The following is a 3,833-nucleotide window of genomic DNA, read 5'->3' as shown; positions in this document are numbered from 1 at the left end:
CATCAAGCAGCGCGAATACCTTGGCTACACCTATGATGGCGCCGAGGCTTCGTTCGAGCTGCTTGCCCGCCGAGCCCTTGGCGAAGTGCCGGCATATTTCGACGTCGACCGTTTCCGCGTCATCGTCGAGCGGCGCCACAATGCCCATGGCGAGTTGGTTACCGTGTCGGAAGCGACCGTGCGCGTGCGCGTCGACGGCGAGACGTTCTACAACGTCGATGTCGGCCATGGCCCGGTCGATGCGCTGTCGAGCGCTTTGCGCAAGGACCTTGGCAAATACTCCGGGTATCTCTCCGATCTGATACTGACCGATTACAAGGTGCGCATCCTGACGGCCGGCACCGAAGCCATCACCCGGGTCATGGTGGAATCGAAGGACGGCAGCGGCACGCGCTATTCCACCGTCGGCGTCTCCGAGAACATCGTCGATGCCTCGTTCGAGGCATTGGTCGATGCGATTTACCTGAAACTTCTGCGCGACGGGGCCCAGCCGTAAGCACACGACATTGTGAAAGGCGCCGGGCGCGCTCCGCCCTTAAGTAAACCGCCATGTCCGAGCTCAAGCCAACGCCGCCGAACGAAACGGCGGGCATCCTTTATGCGGTCGCGTCCTACGGCCTGTGGGGCGTGCTGCCGCTCTATTGGCACATGCTCGGCAACGTTCCGCCGTTCGAGCTTTCCTATCACCGCATGGTGTGGTCGGCGGCGGTGGGCGTCATCACCATCCTGATCCTTGGCCGCTGGCGCGAGGTGTTGACCGCCGTCAGAAACCCCAAGGTGATCCGGGCGCTGGCGCTCTCCAGCATCTTCATCGCCTTCAACTGGACGCTCTACATCTATGCCATTGCCAAGGCGGAGCTGGTGGAGGCTTCGCTCGGCTATTACATCAATCCGCTGATCAACGTCGCCATCGGCGTGGCGCTCTTGGGCGAACGCCTGTCGCCGCTCCGGCTCGTTGCCATCGGGCTGGCCGCCGTGGCGGTGCTGTTCAAATCGCTGACGCTCGGCCATTTTCCGTTCATCGCGTTGGGGCTGGCGTTTTCGTTCGCGATCTACGGCTATATCCGCAAGCTCACGCCGGTGGCCGCGCTCGACGGCATGACCATCGAAACCTGCATCCTGTTGCCGGTGACCGGCGGTATCCTGGCGTTCTGGGGCGTTCAGGGCACCGGCGCCTTCACGCCCGCCCATCCGTTGACCGACCTGCTTCTTATCCTTGGCGGACCCTTGACGGCCTTGCCGCTGATCCTGTTTGCCGCCGCTGCCCGCCGCGTACGGCTGTCGACGCTCGGTTTTCTGCAATATCTGTCGCCTTCGATCTCGCTCCTGATCGCGGTATACGTGCTGGGCGAGCCCTTCACCCGCATCGACATGACCGCGTTCGGCTGCGTCTGGGTGGCTCTGGTGCTGGTGGCGGTGGATGGCCGTTTCGCGCGGCGGACCGTCATTCGGGATTGAAGACCGGCGTCCGGCACCTTACCTATAGGGCTTGCCTTGACGGGGACCGGAAAATGGCCAGATCGATGCTGGAAGATGGTGAGGGCGTGCCGTCGCTGCGTCCGATTTGGATGCTGCTGCCGTACCTCTGGCCCAAAGGCCGGCGCGACCTGAAAATCCGTGTCGTTGGCTCGATGGCCTGCCTGCTGCTGGCGATCGCGGCGACCGGGGCGTTTCCGCTGTTCATGGGCTGGGCCACCAACCGCCTTGCGGTGCAGCCGCCGGCCACCATCGCGGTCGGCATCGCCATCGGCTGGATCGTCGCCTACGGCATTGGCCGCATTCTGATGCAGGCGATGGCGCAATTGCGGGACGGCATCTTCGCCGACGTGCAGTACCACGCCCTGCGCGAGGTCGGGGTCAAGACCTTCGCCCATTTGCACGCCCTGTCGTTGCGCTTCCATCTCGAACGCAAGACCGGCGGCCTCAGCCGGGTAATTGAGCGCGGCACCAAGGGCATCGACACGCTGTTGTCGTTCGCGATTTTTTCGATCTTCCCGACGCTGTTCATCCTCATCGTGTTTTCGGTCGAGATGGTGGTGATGCTGAATGTCACCATCGCGGCGATCACGCTGGCCATGGTCGCGGCCTACGTCTGGTTCACCTTCGCCATCACCCGCTGGCGCATCCAGTTCCGCCGCGACATGAACCAGTCCGACCAGGACGCCAATACCAAGGCCGTCGACAGCCTGCTCAACTACGAGACGGTGAAATATTTCGGCGCCGAGAAGCACGAGACCGCGCGCTTCGATGCCTCGATGGCGAAATTCGCCCAGGCTTCCATTCAGGCGCAGACCTCGCTTTCCGTGCTCAACACCGGGCAGGCCATGATCATTTCGGTCGGCATGGTGGCGGTGATGGTGCTGATCGCGCTCGGCATCAAGGACGGCACCTACACCCTCGGCAGTTTTGCCGCCGCCAATGCCATCCTGCTGCAGCTTTACGTGCCGCTGAATCTCTTGGGCACCGTCTATCGCGAAATCGTGCAGGCTCTGGTCGATATGGATGCGATGTTTCGCCTCCTGCATAGCCGCGAAGAAGTGCAGGACAAGCCTGCCGCGCCGGCGCTCGAGGTCAAGGGCGGCGAAATCCGCTTCGACAATGTCGTGTTCGCTTACGAGCCGGCCCGCACCGTGTTGAAGGGAATTTCCTTCACCGTTCCCGCCGGCAAGACGGTCGCCATCGTCGGCCCGTCGGGCGCCGGCAAGTCCACCATCAGCCGCATTCTGTTCCGCTTCTACGATATCGCCTCGGGCCAGGTGACGATCGACGGTCAGGACATCCGCGACGTGACGCAAGCCTCGCTGCGTGCCGCCATCGGCATCGTGCCGCAGGATACCGTCCTCTTCAACGACACGGTGCGCTACAACATTGCCTATGGCCGCATCGGCGCCCCCGACGCCGACGTGAAGGCGGCGGCACACCACGCCCAGATCGACAAATTCATCCGCGAACTGCCGCTCGGCTACGACTCGATGGTCGGCGAGCGCGGGCTGAAACTGTCGGGCGGCGAGAAGCAGCGCGTCGCCATCGCCCGCACGATCCTGAAGAACCCGCCGATCTTGTTACTCGACGAAGCCACCTCGGCGCTTGACACGCACACCGAACGTGAAATCCAGAGCGCGCTGTCGGAGGTCTCGAAGAACCGCACCACGCTGGTGATCGCCCATCGCCTCTCCACCGTGGTCGATGCCGATGAAATCCTGGTCTTGGAACGAGGCGAAATCGTCGAGCGCGGCCGGCACGAAGACCTCGTCGCGCGCAAAGGCGCCTACGCCGCGATGTGGAACCGGCAGAAGCGGGCGGAAGCGGCGCGCGAACGCGTCAAAAAGCTTGAATCCGACCCGCTGGCGACGCCCGGCGTGGCGCGTACCATCGCAGGAGAATGACCATGAAAGTCCTGTTCATCGGCGGCACCGGCATCATTTCCACAGCCTGCACCGAGCTCGCGGCCGAGCGCGGCATCGATCTGACGCTCTTGCGGCGCGGCCAGCGCGCGGTACATGTGCCGGCGGGCGTCAAGACCCTGCAGGTCGACATTACCGACGAAGCGGCGGTCGAAAAGGCGCTGGGGCACGCGCAGTTCGATGCCGTGGTCGATTGGATCGGGTTCGCCCCGTTCGAGATCGAGCGCTCCATCCGCCTGTTCGCCAAGCGCACGCGCCAGTTCGTCTACATCTCGTCGGCCAGCGCCTACCAGAAGCCGGTGGGTCATTACCTGATCACGGAATCGACGCCGCTCGCCAATCCCTACTGGCAGTATTCGCGCGACAAGATCGCCTGCGAAGAATTGCTGATGAAGGCGTACCGCGAGAACGGTTTCCCGATCACCATCA

The 3,833-nt window shown here is 63.3% G+C and carries 4 protein-coding genes; all 4 read left to right on the top strand.

The features are described from left to right. On the top strand, positions 1-496 hold a 496-nt coding region (locus AC1P6P_RS05545; RefSeq protein WP_481401440.1), incomplete at its 5' end, for an alpha-isopropylmalate synthase regulatory domain-containing protein. Positions 497-549: 53 nt separating this feature from the next. Further along, complete coding sequence (rarD, locus tag AC1P6P_RS05540) at positions 550-1,458, top strand: EamA family transporter RarD (protein ID WP_481401439.1); 909 nt, start codon at positions 550-552, stop codon at positions 1,456-1,458. Between the two features lie 53 nt (positions 1,459-1,511). Continuing rightward, a complete protein-coding gene (locus AC1P6P_RS05535; protein WP_481401438.1) occupies positions 1,512-3,386 on the top strand; it encodes an ABCB family ABC transporter ATP-binding protein/permease in 1,875 nt (624 codons plus the stop codon). 2 nt (positions 3,387-3,388) lie between these two features. Next, on the top strand, positions 3,389-3,833 hold a 445-nt coding region (locus tag AC1P6P_RS05530; protein WP_481401437.1), incomplete at its 3' end, for an NAD-dependent epimerase/dehydratase family protein.

The sequence above is a fragment of the Rhizomicrobium sp. genome (genome assembly GCF_056722145.1).
The sequence above is the reverse complement of the archived record's forward strand: the minus strand, read 5'-3'. Positions and strand labels throughout refer to the sequence as shown.

Excerpts from the sequence above, each read along its gene's own strand:
- rarD (WP_481401439.1), top strand. The coding sequence starts at position 550 with ATGTCCGAGCTCAAGCCAACGCCGCCGAACGAAACGGCGGGCATCCTT.
- AC1P6P_RS05535 (WP_481401438.1), top strand. The coding sequence starts at position 1,512 with ATGGCCAGATCGATGCTGGAAGATGGTGAGGGCGTGCCGTCGCTGCGT.